Source organism: Mycobacterium sp. B14F4, from assembly GCF_039871645.1.
In the GTDB taxonomy this organism is placed as follows: domain Bacteria; phylum Actinomycetota; class Actinomycetes; order Mycobacteriales; family Mycobacteriaceae; genus Mycobacterium.
In genome coordinates, this window is sequence record NZ_JBDPMF010000006.1 from 274604 (window position 1) to 298540 (window position 23937).

Annotated in this window: 24 protein-coding genes and 1 tRNA gene; 16 read left to right on the plus strand and 9 right to left on the minus strand. The window is 68.6% G+C overall.

The window, feature by feature from the left end; translation table 11 throughout:
- The first annotated feature begins 7 nt into the window (after window positions 1-7).
- On the plus strand, window positions 8-1603 hold the full coding sequence (locus ABGB19_RS18810) for a helicase HerA-like domain-containing protein (protein ID WP_347687479.1): 1596 nt from the start codon (window positions 8-10) through the stop codon (window positions 1601-1603).
- Window positions 1604-1683: 80 nt separating this feature from the next.
- On the opposite strand, the gene cmrA is transcribed toward ABGB19_RS18810, so the two are convergent.
- A complete protein-coding gene (gene cmrA, locus ABGB19_RS18815; RefSeq protein WP_347687480.1) occupies window positions 1684-2490 on the minus strand; it encodes a mycolate reductase in 807 nt (268 codons plus the stop codon).
- A gap of 24 nt (window positions 2491-2514) precedes the next feature.
- Between cmrA and ABGB19_RS18820 the strand changes: the two genes are divergently transcribed.
- Window positions 2515-3831 (plus strand): MFS transporter, encoded by a 1317-nt coding sequence (locus tag ABGB19_RS18820; protein WP_347687481.1) that lies wholly within the window; start codon window positions 2515-2517, stop codon window positions 3829-3831.
- On the opposite strand, the gene ABGB19_RS18825 is transcribed toward ABGB19_RS18820, so the two are convergent.
- Window positions 3828-4595 carry an MmpS family transport accessory protein gene (locus tag ABGB19_RS18825; RefSeq protein ID WP_347687482.1) on the minus strand — a complete coding sequence of 256 codons (768 nt, stop codon included), beginning with the start codon at window positions 4593-4595 and terminating at the stop codon, window positions 3828-3830. The two genes, ABGB19_RS18820 and ABGB19_RS18825, sit on opposite strands and share 4 nt — an antisense overlap.
- 180 nt (window positions 4596-4775) lie before the next feature.
- Between ABGB19_RS18825 and ABGB19_RS18830 the strand changes: the two genes are divergently transcribed.
- The 3 genes from ABGB19_RS18830 to ABGB19_RS18840 all read left to right on the plus strand — a co-directional run bounded on the left by ABGB19_RS18830 (window position 4776) and on the right by ABGB19_RS18840 (window position 7114).
- Window positions 4776-6617 (plus strand): alpha/beta fold hydrolase, encoded by a 1842-nt coding sequence (locus tag ABGB19_RS18830; RefSeq protein WP_347687483.1) that lies wholly within the window; start codon window positions 4776-4778, stop codon window positions 6615-6617.
- A gap of 92 nt (window positions 6618-6709) precedes the next feature.
- Window positions 6710-6919: a hypothetical protein gene (locus ABGB19_RS18835; protein ID WP_347687484.1), complete on the plus strand. Its 210-nt coding sequence runs from the start codon at window positions 6710-6712 to the stop codon at window positions 6917-6919.
- A 39-nt stretch (window positions 6920-6958) separates the two neighbouring features.
- Window positions 6959-7114 (plus strand): DUF6131 family protein, encoded by a 156-nt coding sequence (locus ABGB19_RS18840; protein WP_347687485.1) that lies wholly within the window; start codon window positions 6959-6961, stop codon window positions 7112-7114.
- Between the two features lie 4 nt (window positions 7115-7118).
- On the opposite strand, the gene ABGB19_RS18845 is transcribed toward ABGB19_RS18840, so the two are convergent.
- Complete coding sequence (locus ABGB19_RS18845) at window positions 7119-7748, minus strand: TetR/AcrR family transcriptional regulator (protein ID WP_347687486.1); 630 nt, start codon at window positions 7746-7748, stop codon at window positions 7119-7121.
- An 89-nt stretch (window positions 7749-7837) separates the two neighbouring features.
- On the opposite strand from ABGB19_RS18845, the gene ABGB19_RS18850 reads away from it, so the two are divergent.
- The 8 genes from ABGB19_RS18850 to ABGB19_RS18885 all read left to right on the plus strand — a co-directional run bounded on the left by ABGB19_RS18850 (window position 7838) and on the right by ABGB19_RS18885 (window position 17304).
- On the plus strand, window positions 7838-9385 hold the full coding sequence (locus tag ABGB19_RS18850; protein ID WP_347687487.1) for a carboxyl transferase domain-containing protein: 1548 nt from the start codon (window positions 7838-7840) through the stop codon (window positions 9383-9385).
- A gap of 4 nt (window positions 9386-9389) precedes the next feature.
- A complete protein-coding gene (locus ABGB19_RS18855) occupies window positions 9390-11390 on the plus strand; it encodes an acetyl-CoA carboxylase biotin carboxylase subunit (RefSeq protein ID WP_347687488.1) in 2001 nt (666 codons plus the stop codon).
- The gene (locus tag ABGB19_RS18860; protein WP_347687489.1) at window positions 11387-12547 is read left to right on the plus strand and encodes an acyl-CoA dehydrogenase family protein; all 1161 of its coding nucleotides are present in this window, start codon (window positions 11387-11389) and stop codon (window positions 12545-12547) included. The genes ABGB19_RS18855 and ABGB19_RS18860 overlap by 4 nt, the downstream gene beginning before the upstream one ends.
- Window positions 12544-13044: a MaoC family dehydratase gene (locus ABGB19_RS18865; RefSeq protein WP_347687490.1), complete on the plus strand. Its 501-nt coding sequence runs from the start codon at window positions 12544-12546 to the stop codon at window positions 13042-13044. Before ABGB19_RS18860 ends, ABGB19_RS18865 begins: the two co-directional genes overlap by 4 nt.
- Window positions 13044-13862 (plus strand): CoA ester lyase, encoded by an 819-nt coding sequence (locus ABGB19_RS18870; RefSeq protein ID WP_347687491.1) that lies wholly within the window; start codon window positions 13044-13046, stop codon window positions 13860-13862. Before ABGB19_RS18865 ends, ABGB19_RS18870 begins: the two co-directional genes overlap by 1 nt.
- Before the next feature lie 100 nt (window positions 13863-13962).
- On the plus strand, window positions 13963-15063 hold the full coding sequence (pdhA, locus tag ABGB19_RS18875) for a pyruvate dehydrogenase (acetyl-transferring) E1 component subunit alpha (protein ID WP_347687492.1): 1101 nt from the start codon (window positions 13963-13965) through the stop codon (window positions 15061-15063).
- 1 nt (window position 15064) lies between these two features.
- Window positions 15065-16123 (plus strand): alpha-ketoacid dehydrogenase subunit beta, encoded by a 1059-nt coding sequence (locus ABGB19_RS18880; protein ID WP_347687493.1) that lies wholly within the window; start codon window positions 15065-15067, stop codon window positions 16121-16123.
- The gene (locus tag ABGB19_RS18885) at window positions 16120-17304 is read left to right on the plus strand and encodes a dihydrolipoamide acetyltransferase family protein (protein ID WP_347687494.1); all 1185 of its coding nucleotides are present in this window, start codon (window positions 16120-16122) and stop codon (window positions 17302-17304) included. The genes ABGB19_RS18880 and ABGB19_RS18885 overlap by 4 nt, the downstream gene beginning before the upstream one ends.
- Window position 17305: 1 nt before the next feature.
- Here the strand turns inward: ABGB19_RS18885 and ABGB19_RS18890 are convergent, their stop codons facing one another.
- Window positions 17306-18412, minus strand: a complete 1107-nt coding sequence (locus ABGB19_RS18890; RefSeq protein ID WP_347687495.1) for a YncE family protein — start codon at window positions 18410-18412, stop codon at window positions 17306-17308.
- A gap of 194 nt (window positions 18413-18606) precedes the next feature.
- On the opposite strand from ABGB19_RS18890, the gene ABGB19_RS18895 reads away from it, so the two are divergent.
- Entirely contained in the window at window positions 18607-18987 is a 381-nt protein-coding gene (locus ABGB19_RS18895) for a YchJ family metal-binding protein (protein ID WP_347687496.1), read from the plus strand.
- A gap of 1 nt (window position 18988) precedes the next feature.
- On the opposite strand, the gene ABGB19_RS18900 is transcribed toward ABGB19_RS18895, so the two are convergent.
- From ABGB19_RS18900 to ABGB19_RS18915, 4 genes are all read right to left on the minus strand, one after another.
- Window positions 18989-19741 carry an enoyl-CoA hydratase gene (locus ABGB19_RS18900; RefSeq protein WP_347687497.1) on the minus strand — a complete coding sequence of 251 codons (753 nt, stop codon included), beginning with the start codon at window positions 19739-19741 and terminating at the stop codon, window positions 18989-18991.
- Between the two features lie 33 nt (window positions 19742-19774).
- Window positions 19775-20104, minus strand: coding sequence for a hypothetical protein (locus tag ABGB19_RS18905; protein WP_347687551.1), 330 nt, complete (start codon window positions 20102-20104; stop codon window positions 19775-19777).
- Between the two features lie 112 nt (window positions 20105-20216).
- Window positions 20217-21581, minus strand: a complete 1365-nt coding sequence (locus tag ABGB19_RS18910) for a PE-PPE domain-containing protein (protein WP_347687498.1) — start codon at window positions 21579-21581, stop codon at window positions 20217-20219.
- 102 nt (window positions 21582-21683) lie between these two features.
- Window positions 21684-22436 (minus strand): acyl-ACP thioesterase domain-containing protein, encoded by a 753-nt coding sequence (locus ABGB19_RS18915; RefSeq protein ID WP_347687499.1) that lies wholly within the window; start codon window positions 22434-22436, stop codon window positions 21684-21686.
- 172 nt (window positions 22437-22608) lie between these two features.
- Between ABGB19_RS18915 and ABGB19_RS18920 the strand changes: the two genes are divergently transcribed.
- On the plus strand, window positions 22609-23016 hold the full coding sequence (locus ABGB19_RS18920) for a hypothetical protein (protein WP_347687500.1): 408 nt from the start codon (window positions 22609-22611) through the stop codon (window positions 23014-23016).
- Window positions 23017-23132: 116 nt separating this feature from the next.
- Window positions 23133-23711 carry a hypothetical protein gene (locus tag ABGB19_RS18925; RefSeq protein ID WP_347687501.1) on the plus strand — a complete coding sequence of 193 codons (579 nt, stop codon included), beginning with the start codon at window positions 23133-23135 and terminating at the stop codon, window positions 23709-23711.
- A gap of 133 nt (window positions 23712-23844) precedes the next feature.
- On the opposite strand, the gene ABGB19_RS18930 is transcribed toward ABGB19_RS18925, so the two are convergent.
- A tRNA-Arg gene (locus ABGB19_RS18930) sits at window positions 23845-23917 on the minus strand.
- Window positions 23918-23937 lie beyond the last annotated feature (20 nt).

Here is a 23937-nt window from a genome sequence, read left to right on the forward strand (position 1 = left end):
GCCAGCCATGACCACCGAGTCGACCGCCACGCCCGCACAGCAGATCGCCGCAGGTTACGCCGTTGAGGGGGCGGCTCTGGAACTGGGCGCGGTGGTCGTCGACGGGGTATGCGACCCGTCGGCACATGTGCGGATCCCGCTGTCGATGGTCAACCGGCACGGGTTGGTCGCCGGCGCCACGGGCACGGGTAAGACGAAGTCGCTGCAGGTGCTCGCCGAACAGCTCTCGGCCGCCGGTGTGCCGTGTCTGATGGCCGACGTGAAGGGCGACCTGTCCGGCTTGTCGCGCCCCGGCGCGGCCGACGACAAAATCACCCAGCGGGCCGCCGACACGGGGGACACCTGGACGCCGACGGCCTATCCGGTCGAGTTCCTGTCGCTGGGCGCCACGGGCACGGGCGTGCCGGTACGCGCGACCATCTCCAGCTTCGGGCCGATCCTGCTGTCAAAGGTGCTCGGGCTGAACGCCACCCAGGAGTCCACGCTGGGGCTGATCTTCCACTGGGCCGACCAGAAGGGGCTCTCCCTGCTCGACACGAAAGATCTGCGGGCGGTGATCCAGTACCTCACCAGTGACGAGGGCAAGCCCGAACTCAAGGCGCTCGGCGCGGTGTCGACGACGACCGCGGGCGTCATCCTGCGGGCGCTGGTCAACCTCGAAGCCGACGGCGGTGACACCTTCTTCGGTGAGCCCGAACTCGAGCCGCAGGACCTGTTGCGGGTCGACGAGCAGGGCCGCGGCGTCATCTCGCTGCTCGAACTCGGTGACCAGGCGGCCCGGCCGGTGATGTTCTCCACCTTCCTGATGTGGGTGCTCGCCGACCTCTTCACGACGCTGCCCGAGGTCGGCGACGTCGACAAGCCGAAGCTGGTGTTCTTCTTCGACGAGGCGCACCTGCTGTTCGGCGACGCATCCAAGGCCTTCCTCGAGCAGGTCGAGCAGACCGTGAAGCTGATCCGGTCGAAGGGCGTCGGCGTGTTCTTCTGCACGCACCTGCCGACGGACGTGCCCAACGATGTGCTGTCGCAGCTCGGCGCGCGCATCCAGCATGCCCTGCGGGCGTTCACCCCCGACGACGAGAAGGCGCTGACGAAGACCGTCCGAACCTATCCGAAAACCGATGTCTACGAACTGAAGTCGGCACTGACGTCGCTGGGCATCGGCGAAGCGGTGATCACGGTGCTCTCGGAGAAGGGTGCGCCGACGCCCGTGGCGTGGACGAGAATGCGTGCACCACGGTCGTTGATGGACACCATCGGGCCCGACGCGATGGCCGCGGCGGCGAAAGCCAGTCCGCTGCAGGCGGAGTACGGGCAGAGCATCGACCGCGAGTCCGCCTACGAGCGGCTGAACGCGCGGCTCGCCCTGCCTGCCGAACCCGCGCCGCCGGACGCCCTGCCGCCACCGCTGCCCGCCGACACCGACGGGGCGACCGCCACCGGCGAGGTGCGGAGCCGCGACGCCGCCGAGTCGGGCATGCTGGATAAGATGATGGACAGCCCGGCGTTCAAGAGCGCGATGCGCTCGGCGGGTACCGTCATCGGCCGCGAGATCACCCGCAGCATATTCGGCACCGGCCGCCGCCGTCGGCGCCGCCGCTAGCGTTTCGCGCGAGATCCGACTTGCGGCACGCGAAACGGCGCACTTCCGTACCGGAACCTTATTTCGCGAGCGAATAGGGCCTAGCCGCCGCCGAGTTTCTTGTACACCGCGCCGACGATGGGCGTGACGATCGCGCGCGGGGCGTAGCCAGCCGCCACCGACATCGCCTTCGACGTCGCGCCGGGCACCACGCGCATCTTGTTGCGCTCCAGCGCATCCAGTGACTGCTTGGCGGTGTACTCGGTGGAGATCCACAGGAAATTGGGGATCAGCTTCTCCACCAGCGACTGCTCGTGGACGTCGGGCAGCGTCTCGCGCACCGGGCCCGGCGCGAGCAGCGTCACGTGCACGCCGGCCTTCTTCAGCTCACCGCGCAGCGATTCGCTGAACGTGTTGACGAACGCCTTCGTCGCGGCGTAGGTCGCGTTGTTCGGGATGGGCGAATTGCCCGCTGCCGAACCGGAAATCAGGATGCCGCCGGCCTTGCGTTCGACCATGCCGGGCAGCACTGCCAGGACCAGGTCGTGCACACCGAGCACGTTGAGCTGGACCTGCGCCTTCTCGTCGGCCGGGTCCAGCGACGACACCGGGCCGAAGGTCGCGGTGCCCGCGTTCGCGCACAGGATCGAGACGTCGCGGGTGGCCAACTCGTCGCAGAGCTTGGTGCGTTCGGCCGGGTCGGCCAGGTCGACGGGCCGCACCTCGACGGTCACGCCGTACTGCGCCGTGAGCCGGTCCGCCAACGTGCGCAACACGTCCTCGCGGCGCGCGGTGACGATCAGATGGTGCCCGCGGGCGGCGAGCTCGACGGCCAGCGCCTCGCCGATGTTCTGCGACGCGCCGGTGACGACGGCGCGGGCGTCGGCACTGGGAGCGGGAACTGGCATGCGCGGACTATATCGTGGGCCATCATGAGCGAAGCGCCGCCGTCCGCGCGGACCGCGGGTCGGCGGGAGATCCTCTCCTGGGCGCTGTGGGACTTCGGCGCGACGGGCCTGAACGCGATGGTCGTGACGTTCGTGTTCTCGGTCTACCTCACCAGTACCGTCGGCGACGACCTGCCCGGCACCAGCAGCCCGGCCGGCTTGCTGGGCTGGGCGCTCGGCCTCGCGGGTCTGGTGGTGGCGTTGTTGGCCCCGGTGACCGGGGTGTGGGTCGACGCCCCGTGGCGCCGCCGCCGCGTGCTGGCGGTGCTCACCGCGTTGGCGGTCGTGGTGACCGCGGCCATGAGCCTCATCCGCGACGACTGGCACTACCTCGTGCCCGGTCTGGTGCTGCTGGCGTGCGCGTCGGCGTGCAACGAACTCGCCACCGTGCCGTACAACGCGATGCTGCGGCAGTTGTCGACCCCGCAGACGTCCGGGCAGATCTCCGGAATGGGTTTGGGACTCGGCTATTTCGGCAGCGTCGTGCTGCTGTTGGTGGCCTATTTCGGGTTCATCGCCGGCGCCGGCGACACCCGCGGCTTGCTGGGCATCGCGGCCGACGACGGACAGAACGTGCGCGCGGCCATGTTGCTGACCGCGATCTGGTTCGGCCTGTTCGCGGTCCCCCTGCTCATCTCGGTTCCCAGCCCGCCGCGAGGGGCGGACGCGCAGCGCGGCGCGGTCGGATTCTTCGGCGGCTACCGCGTGCTGTGGACCGAGATCGTCAGCGAATGGCGGCGCGACCACCACGTCGTCTACTACCTGATCGCCAGCGCGGTGTTCCGCGACGGCCTGGCCGGCATCTTCGCGTTCGGCGCGGTGCTCGGGGTCAACGTCTACGGCATCTCCAACGCCGACGTGTTGCTGTTCGGGGTCAGCGCCAGCGTCATCGCGGCGATCGGCGCCGTCGTCGGCGGGCTGCTCGACGACAGGTTCGGCGCCAAGCCTGTCATCATCGCCTCGCTTAGTGCGATGATCCTCGTCGCGCTCACCCTGATGGCCCTCGATGGAGCCCTGGCGTTCTGGATCTGCGGCCTGCTGCTGTGCCTGTTCATCGGGCCGACGCTCTCAGCCGCGCGCACCTTGATGCTGCGGATGTCCGCCGACGGCAAGGAAGGCGTCGCGTTCGGCCTCTACACGACCACCGGCCGCGCCGTGTCGTACCTCGCACCAATGCTGTTCTCGGTGTTCATCGCTGTCTTCGGCACCGACCGCGCGGGCATGGGCGGGCTGGTCGTGGTGCTCGCCGCGGGCCTGCTGGCGATGGCATTCGTGCGGGTGCCCCGACGGCCGAGGGTTTAGCCGCTGCCGGTGCAGATGGTCAGCCCGGCTCCGGTGCGCTGTTCGACGACGGCGCCGTCGACGGTGATCGAGCAGTTCACCTCACGGCCGACGTTGATGATGCTGACGCTGGCCGACGACGACGCGGGCGCGCTCAGTTCCACCTGCTTGCTCCACGGCAGCAACACGTTGAACTCGGTCTGCAACAGACCGCCGGTGTCGACGTAGGTGATGTTGATGGCCCGTCCGTTGCCGGAGACCTGGTAGACGACGGTCTCGGTGACGCCCGCCGTGGTGGTCGGCGGCGTCCGCGGAACGGTCGGGACCGAGGGCACCGTCGGGGCCGGTACCCGCGGGACGGTCGGCACCCGCGTCGTCGTCGGGGTGGACGTGGTGAAGTCGGGTTCCTGCATCGGGGGCACCGGCGCGACGACCGTCTGCTGTCGCGAGCTGTTGACGATGACCAGCGCGATGACCAGGCCGATCACGGTCACCACAGCGATACCGGCGACCACCCAGAGCCAACGCGGCGACTTCGGCTCCTCCGGTGGCGGCGGCTCGGACGGGTAGCCGGGGCCGTATTGGCCGGGGCCGTACTGGCCGGTCGCGTAGGCGTCGTAGCCGTAGGGGGAGTACGACGGCAGGCGCTGCGTCGGGGCGGGGGCCTGGTAGGTGGGACCGTACGGGGTCTGGCTGGCGTAGGCGGGATCGCTGTAGCCCGGATACTCGTAGCCCTGCGACTGGCCCGGGTCGGGTTCCCCGCGTCCGCGGTTCGGATCGGTCATACCCACCTCATGGCTGCGAGGGTACCTGTGCAACCGCTCAACCGGCTGTGACATCGCCCGGCGCCTGCGCCCGCCGCTGCGCTCGGCTCTTCCGACGGGCGCACCGGTCGGCGGCCGGGTTGCCGCCTATGGAGAATTGGTCCGGTGGGAGAGCAGATACGTCGGGTCTATGGCGCCTCCATGTCGCCGGACGCCACCGCGTTCGCCCATCTCGTCGACGACGGCGGTTACCCGCGCGCGGTGCAGCGGTTCCTGCGCGGCTGGCGTGCGAGCTCGTCGCGGGACGTCGAACTGCCCGTCGAGGGTCCCGTCACCCGGGTGCTGCACTCCGCCGACGGGCACTGGCTGGCTTGCGAAGTCGCGCCCGAGGGCAGCAGCCGCACCCAGATCTGGGTTGTCACAACCGATCCCGACGACCGCGACGCCCGCCGCATCGACTCCTGGCCGGCCGAGATGCCAGAAGGCACGGCCGAGCTGATCAATTGGGACGGCACGCAGGTCGCCGCGATCCTGACCGGCGAGGACGGGGTCGGCAGTTCGTGCCTGATCGACCCGGCCACCGGCGACACCGTCGTGCTGGACCGCCGCTCGGGCGGCCGGCTGGTCGACGCGTGGGCCGGCGCCGCGCTGGTGCGCGTCGGTCCGCGCGGCTACCGGGACCTGATCATGCTGCGCGGGCTCACCGAAATCGCGCTGCTGCCGTACGATCCGGGGTCAACCACCGACACCGGCATAATCCTCGACGACCACAGCCCGCGTCGACTGCGGGCCGGCCTCGAGGGCGACGTCTTCCAGCTGTACCAGCCGGCGAAGACTTACGGGCCGAACAGCACCGAAGGCTATGTGCGCGCGCTGATCCGCAGCGAGAACGGTGCCGAGCACGCCCGGCTGCTCGAGGTCACCACCACGCCCGATGGGGTGGCCTACCAGGTCCTTGCCGAGCGGCCCGGCCACGAACTCGACGAGTTCACCGTCAGTGACGACGGTTCCACCGTGGCGATGTTGTGGAATATGAACGGCGCCAGCCAGTTACAGATACTCGAGCTTACCGACAACTTCCTGCACGAACCGATTCTGCTGCCGGGCATGGTCGCCAGCCAGCTCAGCATCAGCGCCGGCGGAAACATGTTGGCGATGACCGTGGAGGGGCCGTCCACCCCGCCGACGGTCGAACTGGTCGATCCCCGCACGCGCGAGTGGGAACCGGTCGGCCGCGAACCGAGCTCGGGCCCCGTCACCACTGATCCCACCCTGGAGACGGTCACCGCGCGGGACGGCATGCGGTTCACCGGTTGGCTGTTCCGCCCGCACGACGGCGTGCCCACGATCGGCGCGATGCTGTTCCTGCACGGCGGCCCGGAGGGTCAGGGCAGGCCCGGCTACAACGAGTTCTTCCCGCGCCTGCTCGAGGAGGGCATCGCGGTATTCCTGCCGAACGTTCGGGGGTCGGGGGGATTCGGCCGCAGCTTCATGCACGCCGACGACAAGGAGCGGCGGTTCGCGGCGATCGACGACGTCGCGGACGCCGTCGCCTATCTCGTCGACCGTGGCGTCGTCCCCGCCGACCGGGTGGCATGTTGCGGATGGTCCTACGGCGGCTATCTCACGCAGGCGGCGCTGACCTTCCACCCGGACTGCTTTGCGGCGGGCATCAGCATCTGCGGGATGAGCGATCTGAACACGTGGTACCGCAACACCGAACCGTGGATCGCCGCCGCCGCGTATCCGAAGTACGGTCACCCGATCAGCGATCGAGACCTGCTCGAGCAGCTATCGCCGCTGCAGCGGGTCGACGACTTGACCGCCCCTCTGTTACTCGTGCACGGGGCCAACGACACGAACGTCCCGCCCGGCGAGTCCCAGCAAATGTTCGAAGCGCTGCAATCTCTTAACCGGAGAGTCGAACTGCTGATGTTCTCCGACGACGGCCACGAGATCGACAAGCGCGAGAACCGGGCGGTGCTGGTCAAAGCCATGTGCGAGTGGCTGATTGCGGCGTTCAGCGGCCGCTCGCAGTCGTAACCGAATCGTCGCCGTAGCCAGGTTTGGACGAATTGTCTGCCGGGTAAACTCGCTGCGCACGCGCCAGTTCACGCTGATAAAGGAGGCGCAGCATGCGAGGTGGCGGAATTCTCGGCGTTATCGTGCTCGTCTGGTTGCTGATAGGCGTGGTTGCCGCCTATCAGCGTGACTACTTCACCAACAGTGAAACCAATTGTGGGACAGCGGGGAGCATTGCCCTCACTGTGGTCGCCGGCCCGCTGAACTATGCGGGTGTCAACCCGAAGGTGACCGACTGCAACCTGCCCGAACCCAGCCAGTAACCCACTGGCAGTGAATAATTCAAGAGAAATGGAGTTGCCATGATCGTCCTTGGTGCGATTCTGCTCATCCTGGGACTGCTGTTGAACGTCTCGATCCTCACCTACATCGGTGTGGTGCTGCTCGTCATCGGCGCCATCTTCTGGATCCTCGGGTCCGTCGGACGGCCCGTCGGCGGACGAAAAGTCTGGTACTAGCGCCCTAGGCGCTTCCCGCGGCCGAGGTCAGCGCCGCGACCGTCATCGCTTTCAGGACGGTTCGCGAGCTGGCCTCGGCCGTTCTCGTTGCCCCGGGCTTCACCGAATGTGGTGTCGAGTTCAACAATCCGAACGCGGCGTGGGCCATCAGCCGGGCCTCGTCCTCGCGCAGCGACGCGTTGACCTCGCGCAGCACGTCGACCCAGATCTCCACGTACTGCCGTTGCGCCTTGCGGACCTGCCGTTTGGCCGATGGAGGCAGGTTGTTCAGGTCACGGTCCTGGATGCGGATGAGGTCCGACTCGCCGAGCGCGAAATCGAGGTGGAAGTCGACGAGCCCGTCCAGCGCCGACGCCGGATCCTGCGCCGCCGCCACGACATCGCTGGCGCCGGCCAACAATCGGGTGCTGATGCCCACCAACAGCTCGACCAGCAGCGCTTCCTTGTTGGGGAAATGGCGGTAGATGGCGGGCCCGCTCACCCCGGCCGCCGCGCCGATGTCCTCGAGTCGCACGGCCAGGTAGCCGCGCTCGGCGACCAACCGCTCAGCCGCGGCGATCAACTGTGAGCGACGATCGGACTTCGCCCTGCCGCGGCGCGTGGCGGTGGGATCGGGCGCGGAAGCTGTGGCCATCGCGCCCCCCACCCGCTGTCGACAACTGAGTTAATCGTGACTAACATACTACGAGTTAGTCGTCATTAACTCAACTGAACGGTTCTGCGATGACTCCGCGGTCACATCGCGAGCAGCACCTCGCGCTGGTCGACGAATTGCGTTCGAAGCTGGCCACTGCGGCGCTCGGCGGCCCGGCGCGCGCCCGCGAGCGCCACGTGAGCCGCGGCAAGCTGCTGCCGCGCGACCGGGTGGACGGTCTGCTCGACCCCGGCAGTCCTTTTCTCGAACTGACACCGCTAGCCGCCGACGGCATGTATGACGACGAGTGCCCCGGCGCGGGGATCATCACCGGCATCGGCCGGGTGTCCGGGCGTGAGTGCGTGATCGTGGCCAACGATGCCACGGTCAAGGGCGGCACCTACTATCCGATCACCGTCAAGAAGCACCTGCGTGCCCAGGAGGTCGCCGCGCAGAACCTGCTGCCGTGCATCTACCTGGTGGACTCCGGCGGGGCGTTCCTGCCGCGCCAGGACGAGGTGTTCCCCGATCGTGAGCATTTCGGCCGCATCTTCTACAACCAGGCCACCCTGAGCGCACAGGGCATCCCGCAGATCGCGGCGGTGCTCGGCTCGTGCACTGCCGGCGGCGCCTACGTCCCGGCGATGAGCGACGAGGCCGTGATCGTGCGCAACCAGGGCACGATCTTCCTTGGCGGGCCGCCGTTGGTGAAGGCCGCAACCGGCGAGGTGGTGTCCGCCGAGGAACTCGGCGGCGGCGATTTGCACTCCCGAACCTCCGGTGTGACAGACCATCTCGCGCACGACGACCGGGACGCGCTGCGCATCGTGCGGCGCATCGTGGCGACGCTGGGCCCGCGGGCGAAACTTCCGTGGGATGTGCTGCCGACGGTCGAGCCGGTCGCCGATCAGACCGAACTGTACGACGTCGTGCCGGTCGACTCACGCACCCCCTACGACGTGCACGAGGTGATCACCCGCATCGTCGACGGCGGCGAGTTCGCCGAGTTCAAGGCCGAGTACGGCAGCACCCTGGTCACCGGCTTCGCCCGCATCCACGGCCATCCGGTCGGCATCATCGCCAACAACGGGGTGCTGTTCGGTGAATCAGCGCTCAAGGGAGCGCATTTCATCGAACTGTGCGACAAGCGGATGACGCCGCTGCTTTTCCTGCAGAACATCTCCGGGTTCATGGTCGGCCGCGACTACGAGGCGGGCGGCATCGCCAAGCACGGAGCGAAGATGGTGACCGCGGTGGCCTGTGCGCGGGTGCCGAAGCTGACCGTGGTGATCGGCGGGTCGTACGGAGCGGGCAACTACTCGATGTGCGGGCGGGCGTACTCGCCGCGCTTCCTGTGGATGTGGCCCAACGCCAGGATCTCGGTGATGGGCGGCGAGCAGGCCGCAGCCGTGCTGGCGACGGTACGCGGCGAGATGACGGCCGAGGAGGAAGAGACATTCAAGGCGCCCATCCGTGCCCAGTACGAACACCAGGGCAACCCGTACTACTCGACCGCGCGGCTGTGGGACGACGGCGTCATCGACCCGGCCGACACCAGAACGGTCGTCGGGCTGGCGCTCTCGGTGGTCGGCCAGGCACCGCTCGAGTCGGTTTCCTACGGCGTGTTCCGGATGTGATGAGATGCCCACCTTCCACACCGTCCTGGTGGCCAACCGTGGCGAGATCGCGGTGCGCGTCATCCGCACCCTGCGGGCCATGGGCATTCGGTCGGTCGCGGTGTTCAGCGACGCCGACGCGGGCGCCCGTCACGTCACCGAGGCCGACGTCGCCGTGCACATCGGGCCCGCCCCCGCGCGGGAGAGTTACCTCAACATCGATGCGGTGGTCTCCGCGGCACAGCGCACCGGCGCGCAGGCCATCCATCCCGGGTACGGATTCCTCTCGGAGAACGCCCAATTCGCCGCTGCACTGCAGGCCGCCGACATCGTATTCATCGGGCCGCCGGTCGGCGCGATCCGGACCATGGGCGACAAGATCGCCGCGAAGGCGGCGGTGTCGGCGTTCGGCGTGCCGGTGGTGCCCGGTATCTCGCGTCCCGGGCTGACCGACGACGACCTGATCGCCGGTGCCGGCGAGGTCGGCTTCCCGGTGTTGGTGAAGCCGTCGGCCGGTGGCGGCGGTAAGGGGATGCGCGTCGTGCACGACGCGGCGGACTTGCCCGCCGCCCTGACCAGCGCCCGCCGCGAGGCGGCCGCCGCATTCGGCGACGACACCCTGTTCCTGGAACGGTATGTGCTCAATCCGCGCCACATCGAGGTGCAGGTCCTTGCCGACGGCTACGGCAACGTCGTGCATCTCGGCGAGCGGGAATGCAGTCTGCAACGCCGCCACCAGAAAGTGATCGAGGAGGCGCCGTCACCGCTGCTGGACGCGGCGACTCGGGCACGAATCGGCGCCGCGGCCTGCGACACGGCGCGCAGCGTCGACTACACCGGCGCGGGCACGGTCGAGTTCATCGTGTCCGCCGACCGGCCCGACGAGTTCTTCTTCATGGAGATGAACACCCGGCTGCAGGTCGAGCACCCCGTGACCGAGCTGGTCACCGGCGTCGACCTCGTCGAGCAGCAGGTGCGCATCGCCGCGGGCGAGAAACTGCCGATCACCCAGGACGAGATCGTGCTGACCGGCCACGCGATCGAGGCGCGCGTGTACGCCGAGGATCCGGCTCGCGGCTTCCTGCCGACGGGCGGCACCGTGCTGGCCCTCGCCGAGCCCGAGGGCCGCGGGGTACGGGTCGACTCCGGTCTGGCCCGCGGGTCGGTCATCGGCAGCGACTACGACCCGATGCTGTCGAAGGTCATCGCGCACGCCGACGACCGGGCGGCTGCGCTGCGTGCCCTGGATCGTGCGCTGGCCGACACCGTGGTGCTCGGGGTTGCCACCAACGTCGAGTTCCTGCGGTTCCTGCTCGCCGATGACGATGTCACCGCGGGTCGGCTCGACACCGGACTGCTCGACCGGCGCAACCCCGACTTCGTCTCGGCGGCGGCCGGCGACGCCGAGCTGATCGCCGCGGCCGCCTACAAGTGGCTGCGCGCGTGGCCCGATCCGGCCGGTGACCTGTGGGCGGTCCCGTCGGGCTGGCGGGTCGGCGAGCGGGCCCCGACGACGTATCGGCTGCGATCCGGCGACCGCACCGACCATGTCTACCTCACCGGCAGTCCCAGCGCCGCCACCGCCGTCGTCGAGCACGGCGAATCGTACTCGCTGACAGCGTCTTTGGCATCGGACAAGCTGTCGGTCACCCTGGCCGGAGTGCGCACCGACTACCTGGTCGCGGGAAGCGACGGGCAGCTGTGGCTTGCCGGCGGCGGGCGCACCGTGGCCGTCGAGGAGGTGCGGGAGGCGCCGGTGCGTCCCGACGACGAGCACAGCGGGGACGCCGAGTTGACCAGTCCGATGCCGGGTTCGGTGGTCGCGGTGGGGGTCGCCGACGAAGAGGCGGTGACCGCGGGCACCGTGGTGGTCACCATCGAGGCGATGAAGATGGAACACGCGTTGGCGGCTCCGGTCGACGGCGTGGTGGTACTGCTGGTCGCCGTCGGCGATCAGGTCAAGGTGGGCCAACCGGTGGCACGAGTCATCGCGCAGGCCACCTCAGCGCAGGAGGAAGAGTCATGACCGAGTTTCTGGCCACCGGCATGCTGCCGGACCATTACGAGCAACTGGCCAAGACGGTCCGCGACTTCGCCAAGAGCGTGGTCGCTCCGGTCGCCGCCAAGCACGACGAGGAGCACTCGTTCCCGTACGAGGTCGTCGCCGGGATGGCCGACATGGGCCTGTTCGGCCTGCCGTTCCCCGAGGAGTACGGCGGCATGGGCGGCGACTACTTCGCGCTGTGCCTGGCGCTCGAGGAACTCGGCAAGGTCGACCAGAGCGTGGCGATCACGCTCGAGGCCGGCGTGTCGCTGGGCGCGATGCCGGTGTACCGCTTCGGCAATGAAGAGCAGAAGCGGGAGTGGCTGCCGTTGTTGGCCAGCGGCAAGGCCCTGGGCGCGTTCGGTCTGACCGAGGCCGGGGGTGGCAGTGACGCGGGCGCCACCAGGACCACCGCCCGGGTGGATGGGTCAACTTGGGTTATCAATGGCTCCAAACAGTTCATCACCAACTCCGGCACCGACATCACCAAGCTCGTTACCGTCACCGCGGTCACCGGCGAAACCGGTGGCAGGAAGGAGATCTCCTCGATCCTCGTGCCCGTGCCGATCGAGGGTTTCACCGCCGAACCGGCCTACAACAAGGTGGGCTGGAACGCCTCGGACACCCACCCGTTGAGCTTCGACGACGTGCGTGTGCCGCAGGAGAACCTGCTCGGTGAGCGCGGCCGCGGCTATGCCAACTTCCTGCGCATCCTCGACGAGGGCCGGATTGCGATCGCGGCGCTGTCGGTCGGCGCCGCCCAGGGCTGCGTCGACGAATGCGTGCGCTACGCCAAGGAACGCGAGGCGTTCGGCGCGGCGATCGGTACCTACCAGGCGATCTCGTTCAAGATCGCCCGGATGGAGGCCCGCGCGCACAGCGCGCGCACGGCCTACTACGACGCCGCCGCACTGATGTTGGCAGGCAAGCCGTTCAAGAAGGCCGCAGCCGTCGCCAAACTGGTGGCCAGCGAGGCGGCGATGGACAACGCCCGCGACGCCACCCAGGTCTTCGGCGGCTATGGTTTCATGAACGAGTACCCCGTGGCGCGGCACTACCGCGACAGCAAGATCCTCGAGATCGGCGAGGGCACAACCGAAGTGCAGTTGATGCTGATCGCGCGTGAGGCAGGCCTGTGAGTGGACAAGAAGGATCGCGAAAGGTCATAGTCCAGCGCGGGCTGTGGTTCGAGGAGTTCGAGACCGGCGTGCTGTACCAGCACCGGCCGGGACGCACCATCACCGAGGCCGACAACGTCCTGTTCACCACGCTGACCATGAACACCCAGGCGCTGCACCTCGACGCGGCGTTCTCGGACGCGTTGCCGCCGTTTCACGCCCGGCTGGTCAACTCGATGTTCACACTGTCGACGCTGGTCGGGTTGTCGGTAGCGCAGCTGACGCAGGGCACCATCGTCGGCAACCTCGGGTTCGGCGAAGTGGCGTTCCCCAAACCACTGTTCCACGGTGACACGCTGTACGCCGAAACCGAAGTGACCGACAAGCGCGAGTCGAAGAGCCGCCCGGGCGAGGGCATCGTGACGTTCGCCCACACCGGGCGCAACCAGCACGGCGACGTGGTGGCGACGGCGTCGCGCAAGACGATGGTGCGCAAGAAGCCGGCGGGGGAGAGCTGATGGCGCTCGACGAACCCGGCGTCGCGTGGTTGTTCTGCCCGGCCGACCGCCCCGAGCGGTTCGAGAAGGCGGCTGCGGCAGCCGATGTCGTCATCCTCGACCTCGAGGACGGCGTCGCGGCCAAGGACCGCGAGGCCGCGCGCGTCGCGCTGATCGACACCCCGCTCGACCCCGCCCGCACGGTGGTGCGGATCAACCCCAGCGCCACCGCCGATCACCAACTCGATCTCGAGGCGCTGTCGAAGACGGCCTACAGCACCGTCATGCTCGCGAAAACCGAAGATCCGCAACAGGTTCGCGATCTGGCCCCGCTGGAGGTGGTGGTGCTTATCGAGACGCCGCTGGGCGCGCTGGCCGTCGCCGAGTTGGCCCGCATGGACAACGCGCTCGCGCTGATGTGGGGTGCCGAGGACCTGTTCGCCGTCACCGGAGGCACCGCCAACCGCTATCCCGACGGAAGCTACCGCGACGTGGCCCGCCACGTGCGGTCGCAGACGCTGCTGGCGGCCAAGGCGTACGGCCGGCTCGCGCTGGACTCGGTGTACCTCGACATCAAGGACCTCGACGGCCTGCGCGCGGAGGTCGACGACGCGGTCGCGGTCGGTTTCGACGTCAAGGTCGCGATCCACCCCTCCCAGGTGGCCGTCATCCGCGAGGGCTATACGCCGACCGAGGGGCAGGTGCGCTGGGCGCGACACGTGCTCGACGCCGCCCGCGATGCCCGGGGCGTCTTCCAATTCGAAGGCATAATGGTGGATGCCCCAGTACTGCGGCGAGCGGAGCGCATCGTCGCGCTGGCGCCCCACCCCGGCGCCTAGCCGACAGCCTCTCACCAGAGGACCTGCTCCGACCGCCTCCGTGCTGAGCACCTCAGTCGCCTGACGGCGCGACCCGCCGTCAGTGACCCCAGGAGGCGGTATGGCAGGGTCCGTGCAGGCACCCTTGACGTTGAGCGACGTCGAGCTGGAGCCGGTTCAGCTGGTCGGCCCGGACGGGACGCCGACCACCGAGACTCGATACCGCCGAGACCTGCCGCCCGAGACACTGGCTTGGCTCTACGAGTCGATGGTCGTCACGCGTGACCTCGACGGCGAGTTCGTCAACCTGCAACGGCAGGGCGAGTTGGCGCTGTTCGCGTCGTGCCGCGGCCAGGAGGCCGCGCAGATCGGCGCCGCAGCGTGCCTGCGTAAGACCGACTGGCTGTTCCCGCAGTACCGCGAACTCGGCGCCTTCCTGATGCGCGGCATCACCCCCGCGCAGCTCGGCGCCGTGTGGCGCGGCACCTGGCACGGCGGCATGGGGTTCACCGAGAAGTGCGTCGCGCCCATCGCGATCCCCATCGGCACGCAGGGGCTGCACGCCGTCGGGGCGGCGATGGCCGCGCAACGGCTCGGCGAGGACTCGCTGACGCTGGCCTATCTCGGCGACGGCGCCACCAGCGAGGGCGACGCCCACGAGGCGCTGAACTTCGCCGCGGTGTACGGGGCGCCGTGCGTCTTCTTCGTGACCAACAACCAGTGGGCGATCTCGGTGCCGGTCAGCAGGCAACTGGCGGCGCCGTCGATCGCGCACCGCGCCATCGGCTACGGCATGCCGGGCATCCGCGTCGACGGCAACGACGTGCTGGCGTGCTTTGCGGTGACCGCCGAAGCCGCCCAACGGGCGCGCGACGGCGGCGGCCCGACGCTGATCGAGGCGGTCACCTACCGGATGGGCCCGCACACCACCTCCGACGACCCGACCCGCTACCGGTCCGCACAGGAGGTCGAGGAGTGGGCCGCCCGCGATCCGATCGCGCGCTGCCGCGCCTATCTGCAATCGATCGGGGTGTGGACCGACCGGCTCGAGGAACGGGTCCGGGCGCGATCGAAACGGCTGCGCGACGAACTGCGCGACGCGGTCGTCGGCGCCGACGACATCGACGTGACCGAGGTGTTCGACACCGTCTACCGCGACATCACGCCCGATCTGGCCGCCCAACGCGATCGGCTTCGGGCCGAACTGGCGAGGGAGGCCTGAGATGACGCAGATCGTCGAACGGCCCGCCGTCCACGGTGAGGACGAGCCGCGCCGCCCCCTGTTCACCGAAGTGCCCGCGCCGCCTGCCCTTTCGATGGCACAGGCGATCAACCGCGCTCTGCACGACGCGATGGCCTCCGACGACCGGGTGCTGGTGTTCGGTGAGGACGTCGCCACGCTCGGCGGCGTGTTCCGGGTGACCGAGGGGCTGGCCGAAACCTTCGGCGCAGAACGATGTTTCGATACCCCGCTGGCGGAGTCGGGCATCGTCGGGATCGCGATCGGCATGGCCATCCGCGGGTTGGTCCCGGTGCCGGAGATCCAGTTCGACGGGTTCGCCGCGCCGGCGTTCGACCAGATCGTCAGCCATCTGGCCAAGTACCGGATGCGCACCCGCGGCGACGTGGACATGCCCGTCACGATCCGCATCCCGTCCTTCGGCGGGATAGGGGCCGTCGAGCATCATTCCGAGTCCACGGAGACCTACTGGCTGCACACCGCAGGCCTGAAGGTGGTGTGCCCGTCGACCCCGGCGGATGCGTACTGGCTGCTGCGTCAGGCGATCACGAGTCGCGACCCCGTCGTCTACCTCGAGCCCAAGCGACGGTACTGGGCGCGCGAACCCGTCGACACCGCCGCGCCGACGCTGCCGATCGGGCGGGCCGCGATCCGGCGCAGCGGGGCCGATGTCACCGTGATCACCTACGGCCCGCTGGTCGCGACCGCCCTGGGTGCCGCGGAACTGGCCGACCAGCACCATGATTGGAGCATCGAGGTGCTCGATCTGCGCTCGCTCAACCCGCTCGACTTCGACACGGTCGCCGAGTCGGTGCGCCGCACCGGCCGGGCTGTCGTCATGCACGAGGGTCCGCGCACGCTGGGCTTCGGCGCCGAACTCGCCGCCCGTCTGCAGGAAGAGCTGTTCTACGACCTCGAGGCACCGGTGCTGCGCGCCACCGGTTTCGACACGCCCTACCCGCCCGCGCGGCTGGAGAAGCTCTGGCTACCGGGCGTCGACCGGCTGCTGGACTGCGTGCAGCGCACGCTGGAGCAGCCATGAGCGTCCTGGATTTCCTGGTTCCCGACCTCGGGGAGGGACTCGAGGACGCGACGATCACCGGATGGAGCGTCGCGGTCGGCGACACCGTCGAGTTGAACCAGACCCTGTGCACCGTCGAGACCAACAAGGCCGAGGTCGAGATCCCCAGCCCCTACGCGGGCCGCATCGTCGAACTCGGCGGCGAGGAGGGCGACACGCTGCCGGTCGGCACGGTGCTCGCGCGCATCGCCACGGATGCCGAACCGCCCGCGCAGAAGCGCAGACCGGTGCTGGTCGGGTACGGCGCCGACGATGCGATGGACACCAGCCGACGATCGGCGGCGCATCCGCCACGCCGGCCGTACCGGCCGCGGGCGAAACCTCCGGTGCGCAGACTGGCGGCCGAGCTCAACGTCGATCTGGCGACGCTCCGCGGCTCCGGTCCCGACGGCGTCATCACCCGCGACGATGTCCTGGCTGCCGCGGGCGGGTCGGCGCCGACGCCCGACATGGTGGCGGTCCGCGGCGTGCACGCCGAGATGGCCCACCGAATGTCACTGTCGCGCAGGGAAATACCCGATGCGCACGCCAGCGTGCAGGTCGACGGCACCAACCTGTTGCGGGTACGGGATCTCCTGCGCGACCGGGCCGACGAGGATGCGCCCGTGACGCCGTTCGTGCTGACGCTGCGATTGCTGACGATCGCGCTGAGCCGCCACCCGCGCCTCAACGCCACCTGGGTGGACACCGCCGACGGCCCGCAGATCCACCAGCATTCGACGGTGCATCTAGGTTTCGGCGTCGCCGCGCCGCGGGGACTGCTGGTGGCAGTCGTCAGCGACGCGGGCTCCAAGACCACCCGCGAACTCGCGGGCGGGGTCGCCCGGCTGATCCGCGATGCGCGGGCGGGCACGCTGAAACCGACCGAACTGCAGGGCTCGACGTTCACCGTGTCCAACTTCGGCGCGCTGGGCCTCGATGACGGTGTGCCCGTCATCAACTACCCCGAGGCGGCGATCCTGGGCATCGGCTCGCTCAGACCGCGGGCGGTCGTCGTCGACGGTGAGGTCGTCGCCCGGCCGACGATGTCGCTGACGTGTGCGTTCGACCATCGCATCGCCGACGGCGCACAGGTGGCGGCGTTCCTGGGTGAACTGCGCGGCCTGATCGAGTCGCCGGAGACGGCGCTGCTCGAGCTGTAGCTCAGGTCTTGGGGGTTCTGCTCTGAAGGTCTCGAAGTCGTTGACCGAGTTCGCCGTTCTCCACCGGCGCGCCGAGGAAGGGAGCAGCCGCCCGCGCGATGCGGACGATGGCGTGAGGTCGTGGTGGGATCGGATAGAAGCGGTTGCCGATCACCAGCCAGCCGCCGCCACCGCTCGCGACACCGCCGAACACCCGGCCGGTCAGGAGGAAGTCCCGCCACGGCGGCCGGCTTATCACCTTGGCTAGTACCGACACCGTGTTGTCGCCCTGATTGGTGACGAAGATCCGCTTGCCGTCCGGCGAAACCGCCACGCCGGTTGACATATTGCCGAGCTGGACGGTTTCGATGGAGTTCGAGCCGGTCTGCACCACCGAGAGCGTGTTGGCGAAAAGGTTGGAGACGTAGACGGTGGCGCCGTCCGGGCTCACCGCCACGAAGCCCGGGCCGTCACTGGCCATGATGGTCATCTCGACGGAATGGGTGGCGGTGCGGATCTTGGAGATCGTGTCGCTCTCGAGGTTGGCGACGTAGACGAAGTCGCCGGCGGGGCTGATCGCCACTCCGCCGGGCCGGTCGCCCACGGTGATGGCGGTGACGCCATGGGTGGCGGTGTCGATGATCGAGACCGTGTCGGCGTCGATGTTGGTGACGTAGACAGTTGAGCCGTCGGGGGTGACGGCGACGCCTCCTGGTGTGTCGCCGACCGCAATGCTGGCGACGGCGTGGGTGGCGGTGTCGATGACCGAGACCGTGTCGGCGAGGGGATTCGTGATGTAGACCGTCGCGCCGTCGGGGCTGACAGCCACACCCGCCGGTCCGTTACCGACCGCGATGGTGGTGGCGACGGAGTTGTCGTTCGCGTCGATCACCGAGACCGTGTCGTCCCCGTGATTGCTGACATAGACCCGGTTGCCATCGGGACTGACCGCCAACAGGTTCGGTCCGTTGCCGACCGGGACGGTCATGTCCACCGTGTTCGTACTCGTATCGATGACCGAAACGGTGTCGTCGTCGAAGTTGGTGACGTAAGCGCGGGGCTTCGTCGGGCTGACGGCTACGGAGGTCGGCACGCTACCGACCGCGATCGTGGCGATGACGCCGAGCATTACGGACCCCCTCCGAATCAACGACGCTTCAAAGTACCGCCGCTCGTGGCTGAACGAAGCGAAATCGCCAACGGACCAGGCACGCTCGCGTCATCGCCCGCCGGCCCGACTTTGCCCGGAATCACTTCCGTTGTGCGGCAGCTAATTCACGGGCAGTCGTCGAGGAGTCTCGCAGCGACGGCATAATCACTGCCATGATGCCGGGCAGCGCCTGTCCCTGTGGCAACGGAGTGGAGTACGCCGCGTGCTGCGAACCACTGCACGATGGAGTGCGTGACGCCGCCACCGCCGAGGAGCTGATGCGGTCGCGCTACTCCGCGTACGCGAAGGGCATCGCGGACTACCTCTTTCGCACCTGGCATCCGCGGACGCGGCCCCCGGAGGTGACGGTCGATTCCGACGTGACGTGGAGCGGGCTCGACATCAGCGACGTGGTGGCCGGTGACGCCGGCGATGAGCGTGGGGAGGTCGAGTTCACGGCGCGGTACGTCAGGGCTGGTCGGCTCGACGCCCTGCACGAGCGCAGCCGGTTCGAGCGCCGTGCGGGCCGCTGGCTCTACCTCGACGGCGGCTGAGTCACTTCCGCTTCGCGGCGGCGAGCCGCTGCTGGAACTCCGGCGACGTGATCGAGGTGGCCTGCGGACCGAGTTCGGTGTCGACGGCGATGCGGTGCTGGTTTGTGTCGACGACACCGGGGTTGGCGGTCGCGCGCATCGACGCCTTGGTCGCGAGGACGACGTCGCGGGGCGCACCGGCCGGGCCCGCGGCCAGTTCGCGCGCCGCGGCGACCGGATCGTCGGCGATCTGGAGGGCCAGCCCGAACCGCACAGCGGCCTCGGCGTCGAAGCGCATGCCGAACAGCAGCGACGCACGGGCCACCTGCGGACCGACGGCCCGCTGCAGCATCCACGTCGCGCCGCCACCGGGATGGATACCCAGCTTCTGGAAGCGCGGATCGAACAGCGCCGCCGGACCCGCGATGCGCACGTCGGCGGCGAGCGCCAGGTTCAGCCCGGCGCCGACGGCCGCGCCGTTGACCGCCGCGATGGTCGGCAGCGTGCAGTGCGCCACCGCGAGGAAACCGTCGTAGATCTTGCGCAGCCCGTCCTCGGTGGCCTCGCCGAGCGCGGACAGATCGGCACCCGCGCAGAACGCCTTACCCGCCCCGGTGACGATGAGCGCGTGCACGTCGGGATCGGCTTCGGCGGCGTCGACGGCGCTGCGTAGCGCGGCCGAGATCTCGAAGGTGACCGCGTTGCGGCGCTCGGGGTCGTTGACGGTCAGGACGGCGATGCGGTCCTCGATGTGGACCAGTACCGGATCGGACACCCGCTCAGCCTAGTGACCGGTGTCGGCGGGTCCTCAGTTGGCGACGGTGAGCGTGACGTTGTGCAACGCCACGGCGACGTCGGTGGGCAGGACGTCGACGAAGGTGGGGGCGTTGCGGTCCGCGGGCGCGGAGGCGATCACATTGCCGGGATAGCTGGGGCTGCACGGGAAGTTGTGGCAGCGGTACCAGAATCCCTGCGCGCTCTGGTAGGGCAGCATGCTCGGCGCCTGGTCGACCCGATACCGCCCGGGTTCGATGGAGGCCGTCGTCCAGCCTGGGCGCGAATTGGTCGCCACCCCGAACACGCCGTTGCTGCCGTAGCTCGGCGGGCCGGCGTGGACGGGCGCGGCGAGGGTTCCCATCAGCACGGCACTGGCTGCGATGGCCGTGACTGTGCGCCGGGTGTTCACATGGCTGAGTGTATCGAGCGGTTGGTCCAGCGAAGGAGATATCGGTCGTTGCCGTCCGCGGCGATCATGCGGCGCTGGCGTCACCGGCGTCCGCGTCGGAGTCGCCGGTGTCCGTATCGGTGGCGGTCGAATCGACGTCGGAGGTGTCGACGTCGGCCTCGGTCAGCTCAGCGCTTGGATCCTGCTCTGTGGCAGCGGTATTCGAATCGTCACCGGCCGCATCGGTGTCGCCGATCTTGCCGGGTTCGGCTTTCTCGCTGTCGCGGACGACGTTGAGCTGCGGGCCCGACTGCTCGTCGGAGTCGTCGTCCTGCTCTGGCGCCGCGGCTGCTGAAGTCACGGCGGTGGAGCTGGTGTCGGTGGTGTTCTTCGACTGGCTGGGCGGGGCGATCGCCGCCAGGCCCTGCTGGATGGCGGCGGGGATCTTCGTCACCGTCGTCCACAGCTCGCCGGGAGACGGGAAGAGCCGGGCGGGACGGTAGGCGCTGGGGTCCTTCGGGATCGGGTTACCGCCGTAATAGGCCGAGTCGACGGCCAACTTCAGTAGGGGGCCGGTGAGATCGGCGAGTTGGTCGCCGAAGACGTCGCGGATCAGGCGGGTCAACGGCAGCTCGTCGGCCGTATAGGTGACGTACGTCGTGTTGGCGCGGGTGGTCACGTAGGCGGTGATCCGGTCGGCGGGGGAACTGCACCGGGCGTCGGCGCAATCGAGCACGGCACCGCTGGCGGTGATCGCGCACGTGTTCGCGTTGCAGGACACCGATGGCGAGCCGTCGGCATTCACGGGAAGGTCGAGCGCGGACTGGTTCAGCCGGGTGTACAGATAGCCGACCAGCGAGTTGACCGCGGCGATCGGATTCAGGACGTCGGCGGGCGCGTTGGAGTTGTAGTCGTACTGGTAGCCGATGTTCACGGCTGCCAGCGCCGGCACATCGCTCGGGGTGGGGATGGGGTTCACCCCGATCAGCGCGAACCATGGGTAGCGGGTGCCGAAGCCGCCGTCGGGACGGGCGACGTCGTTGTCGAGGATGAGCACGGTCTGGCCGAGGTCGGTGCGGTCCCGCAGCGCCAGCAAACTCGCGTTGGCGGCGCCCCAGCCCGAGGCGAGGACGGCGTTCGGCTCGCCGGCATTGGCGTCGAGGGCCTGCTGGATGCCGAACGGACCGGTCAGGAAGTTCACGTAGACGATGTCGTCGCCGGTCGGCCCGGTGTAGAGCGGATCGTTGAACTTGCCGCCGAAGAAGTCCTCGACGCCCGCTCCGGTCGGATTGGTCGACGAGCCAACGACGATGAGGGCGGTCAGGTCGACCAGCGAGGCGGAGATGGACGCCGGCTGGGTGGCGGCGAGCCCAGTCACGCTGGTCGCGACGCCGGCCGCGGCGAGCGTCATCGCGAACCGTCTCACCCGCTTGTCTTCGGGTTTGGCCATCGCGCCGTCCCCTCCCCGCGCCGTCGTGCAGCAAACGCACTGTGTATGACGGAAATGGTACGCGAGGGTGTGAGCTGATCGACAGTGGCGGTCGTGCGGCGGTTACAGCTTGCGCAACAGCGCGGCGGCGCGCACATCGTCGTCGACGACCAGTGCGATGTGCACGCCGTCGTCGTGCCGAGCCCACCGGATGCCGACGTCCTCGCCGTAACGGATCGGCCTGCGGTATTCCACGACCGCGCGGTACGGGGCGCGGCACACGTCGGGGGTCTGGGCCATCACCTCGTGGATGGCGTGCCAGTAGGCGGTGTTGGTGACGTGTTCGAAGATGTCGATGTCGGTGCGACGCAGGGGGAAGGGCGTGACCTCGTCGGCGCCGTCGAGGTTCGTCAGCCAGGGGCGCCACTTGAGGCGGAGTTCGTCGGTGGTCGTGGCGAACCGCGCGATCAGGCTGTCCGAGGCCCGCTGCGGCGTCAGCGTCTTGCTGTTGATGGCGATCCAGAAGCCCTCGGTCTCGATGCGGCCACCGTCGCTGCCGACGAGGTCGACGCGCATCGTGCACCACCTGGTCGACAGCGCCGAGCACCACCGGCTGAACGAGACCTCGTTCGGGAACTCGATCGGCTCGATGACGTCGATGACGGTGCGCTGAACGAGCCAGTGCGGATGGTCCTCGGCCTCGCCGGCGTCGACCAGGTTCTCCGCGCCGACCTCCTGGATATAGCGCGCCACGCTGTCCAGGCGCAGATGCAGGTCGCCGTCGATGTCGCCGGTCGCCACCCGCCACGCCGTGCGATAGATGTAGCCGGTCTCCGGCAGCGGGCTCAGTCGGTGATCGACGTCATTGGCGGGCATCAGGTCATGTGTACCTCCTCCGACAGCGGCGCCCGTAAGCGGGCGCGACTCCTGCCAGCAGTCCGGCGGTTTTCGCCATGCGCGCGGGCGGATTCCCCCTCTGCGCCCTGCAGCGTCCGGAATTGCTGGTCACCGCCATCTGGCACTGCGCGACCATAACCATGGGCGGTTGATGGTCATTACCGCCCCGAGCTGCGACAGCGAAAACGGGAATCAGGCCGCGGTCTGCATCACCAAAGAAGGTGACGCGATCGGCATCATCGGCGATCCGGCCTTCACCACCACCCGCAGGACCGACGCATTTCGGCTGCAGGCGCGCAAGTGTCCCAGCGACGGCAGGCCCCCAGTCTGGCTGCGTTACTGCGACGGCCCGAATATGTTCGCGAAGAACAACTTCGAGGAGATCTCCTTCGACTTGCCGGTCACCCGGAGTGCTCTGCCCGCGATCCACGATGCGCAGAGCCTCTGGGACCAGATGACCATCATGCAACCTATGCCCGTCTTCTCCGATGTGGCTCCGACCTATTGCGGGTTCGAACGAAGACCCTGTGGGCCAACGGCGGTTTCAACTTCGAGCTGACCGCAGGCAGCACCGGCTTCGACGTCGGCGATGCGCGAGAGGTCGTGCCCTGGAACTCACCGTGGCAGGCCGGATTCAACGACGAACTTTACGACGGCTGGACCGCCTATCCGTTGATGGCGCTGGGCAACGGGGCCGGAGGGCCGCCGGCCGGCGACGCGGTACGGACACCTGGTAGTTCCGATGACACGCCGGACGCCCCGGACTCGTTGATGCACGCCAAGTACACGGTGGACAACGACAAGCAGATCGTCGTCCTTGAACTCTCCTACAACGGTTTCACCTCGACCTATGCCCTACCGCAGCAGCTTTTCAAGGAGAAGTTTCTGCCGGCGGCAATTGCCGCCGGTGACCTCGCCGCCGATGACAAGCAGGTGGGGCAGGTGAACGACTTCATGTGGCGCGGGACTCTGTTCGACGACCGACTCTTCACCGACCTGGACGACTACAGCAAGTGGCTGAACACCGAGGCCGACAAGGCGGATCCTCGCGATCAGCAATGGCGCTGCCTCGAGGCAATCGCGCGAGCGCGTCTCCAGAGTTGCGTGACAAGCGGCTCTGAGAAGAACGACCCGGGCACCGCCTGGAACGTCGGCATCGGGTACCCGAACGACGCGATCCCGCAGTGTGATGTCAGCGATCCGCAGACCGCCGCCGTGATCGCTGGTGCGCGGAAGACGGCTCTGGGCGTGTAGTACGCGATCCGCGGTTGACATTGCGAGCGTCTGCGGCGCGGCCGACGTCACAACTCGTCGACCACCCACGTCGTCCGACGCGCGCCGACGAGGCCGGGGCCGCTTCTCAGCGCCCCGGGCGTACCGCTCGCAGCGCCCCCGGCAGGACTCGAACCTGCGACCAACCGCTTAGAAGGCGGCTGCTCTATCCACTGAGCTACGGAGGCAGCGGTGCGAAGTGTATCCC

Coding starts and splice junctions, on each gene's coding strand:
- ABGB19_RS18810 (WP_347687479.1), top strand. CDS start 8: ATGACCACCGAGTCGACCGCCACGCCCGCACAGCAGATCGCCGCAGGT.
- cmrA (WP_347687480.1), bottom strand. CDS start 2,490: ATGCCAGTTCCCGCTCCCAGTGCCGACGCCCGCGCCGTCGTCACCGGC.
- ABGB19_RS18820 (WP_347687481.1), top strand. CDS start 2,515: ATGAGCGAAGCGCCGCCGTCCGCGCGGACCGCGGGTCGGCGGGAGATC.
- ABGB19_RS18825 (WP_347687482.1), bottom strand. CDS start 4,595: ATGACCGATCCGAACCGCGGACGCGGGGAACCCGACCCGGGCCAGTCG.
- ABGB19_RS18830 (WP_347687483.1), top strand. CDS start 4,776: ATGTCGCCGGACGCCACCGCGTTCGCCCATCTCGTCGACGACGGCGGT.
- ABGB19_RS18835 (WP_347687484.1), top strand. CDS start 6,710: ATGCGAGGTGGCGGAATTCTCGGCGTTATCGTGCTCGTCTGGTTGCTG.
- ABGB19_RS18840 (WP_347687485.1), top strand. CDS start 6,959: ATGATCGTCCTTGGTGCGATTCTGCTCATCCTGGGACTGCTGTTGAAC.
- ABGB19_RS18845 (WP_347687486.1), bottom strand. CDS start 7,748: ATGGCCACAGCTTCCGCGCCCGATCCCACCGCCACGCGCCGCGGCAGG.
- ABGB19_RS18850 (WP_347687487.1), top strand. CDS start 7,838: ATGACTCCGCGGTCACATCGCGAGCAGCACCTCGCGCTGGTCGACGAA.
- ABGB19_RS18855 (WP_347687488.1), top strand. CDS start 9,390: ATGCCCACCTTCCACACCGTCCTGGTGGCCAACCGTGGCGAGATCGCG.
- ABGB19_RS18860 (WP_347687489.1), top strand. CDS start 11,387: ATGACCGAGTTTCTGGCCACCGGCATGCTGCCGGACCATTACGAGCAA.
- ABGB19_RS18870 (WP_347687491.1), top strand. CDS start 13,044: ATGGCGCTCGACGAACCCGGCGTCGCGTGGTTGTTCTGCCCGGCCGAC.
- pdhA (WP_347687492.1), top strand. CDS start 13,963: ATGGCAGGGTCCGTGCAGGCACCCTTGACGTTGAGCGACGTCGAGCTG.
- ABGB19_RS18880 (WP_347687493.1), top strand. CDS start 15,065: ATGACGCAGATCGTCGAACGGCCCGCCGTCCACGGTGAGGACGAGCCG.
- ABGB19_RS18885 (WP_347687494.1), top strand. CDS start 16,120: ATGAGCGTCCTGGATTTCCTGGTTCCCGACCTCGGGGAGGGACTCGAG.
- ABGB19_RS18890 (WP_347687495.1), bottom strand. CDS start 18,412: ATGCTCGGCGTCATCGCCACGATCGCGGTCGGTAGCGTGCCGACCTCC.
- ABGB19_RS18895 (WP_347687496.1), top strand. CDS start 18,607: ATGATGCCGGGCAGCGCCTGTCCCTGTGGCAACGGAGTGGAGTACGCC.
- ABGB19_RS18905 (WP_347687551.1), bottom strand. CDS start 20,104: ATGGGAACCCTCGCCGCGCCCGTCCACGCCGGCCCGCCGAGCTACGGC.
- ABGB19_RS18910 (WP_347687498.1), bottom strand. CDS start 21,581: ATGGCCAAACCCGAAGACAAGCGGGTGAGACGGTTCGCGATGACGCTC.
- ABGB19_RS18915 (WP_347687499.1), bottom strand. CDS start 22,436: ATGCCCGCCAATGACGTCGATCACCGACTGAGCCCGCTGCCGGAGACC.
- ABGB19_RS18920 (WP_347687500.1), top strand. CDS start 22,609: ATGGTCATTACCGCCCCGAGCTGCGACAGCGAAAACGGGAATCAGGCC.
- ABGB19_RS18925 (WP_347687501.1), top strand. CDS start 23,133: ATGGCGCTGGGCAACGGGGCCGGAGGGCCGCCGGCCGGCGACGCGGTA.